Below are 669 nucleotides of genomic sequence, written 5' to 3' on the forward strand. Positions count from 1 at the left end.
GCAGGAGCATTGATCGTCATGGACGTTGAAACTTTGCCTAGATCGATTTGATCAAACAAGATTTCCATATCTGCCAAGGAGTCAATCGCTACACCAACTTTACCAACTTCGCCTTCGGAAATGATATCATCAGAGTCATAACCAATTTGGGTTGGTAAGTCAAAAGCGCAAGAAAGACCTGTGCTACCTGATGACAAAAGATAACGATAACGTTTGTTGGATTCTTCTGCAGTGGAGAAACCTGCATACATACGCATNAATGATATCATCAGAGTCATAACCAATTTGGGTTGGTAAGTCAAAAGCGCAAGAAAGACCTGTGCTACCTGATGACAAAAGATAACGATAACGTTTGTTGGATTCTTCTGCAGTGGAGAAACCTGCATACATACGCATGGTCCAGAAACGACCACGGTACATCGTAGGTTGTACACCACGAGTGAAAGGATATGTACCTGGAAGACCGAGTTCTGTTTCATAATCCATACCCTCAAGATCTAGGGGAGTATAGAGTCTGTTGTACGCCAAATTTTTGCGTTCTGGAAATTTAGCACTAGCCTTGTCTACTTTGGCAGTATACTCTGCCACTTTTGCTTTCAAACTTTCATTATTCATACGATTAATCCTCCTTAACTTGCTGTTTCATAGTACCAGTTTCAATAAATCTGG

At 41.2% G+C, this 669-nt stretch carries 1 protein-coding gene and 1 pseudogene; both read right to left on the minus strand.

Annotated features, from left to right (window positions below):
• Window positions 1-257 (minus strand): annotated as a pseudogene (locus ACAN52_RS21935) (methylmalonyl-CoA mutase family protein); the annotation flags it as partial.
• The gene (locus tag ACAN52_RS21940) at window positions 184-615 is read right to left on the minus strand and encodes a methylmalonyl-CoA mutase family protein (protein WP_378957263.1); all 432 of its coding nucleotides are present in this window, start codon (window positions 613-615) and stop codon (window positions 184-186) included. The gene ACAN52_RS21940 and the pseudogene ACAN52_RS21935, both read right to left, overlap by 74 nt.
• Between the last annotated feature and the right edge of the window lie 54 nt (window positions 616-669).

This window comes from Pelosinus sp. sgz500959 (assembly GCF_042610375.1).
Taxonomy (GTDB): Bacteria; Bacillota; Negativicutes; order DSM-13327; family DSM-13327; genus CTSoil-075.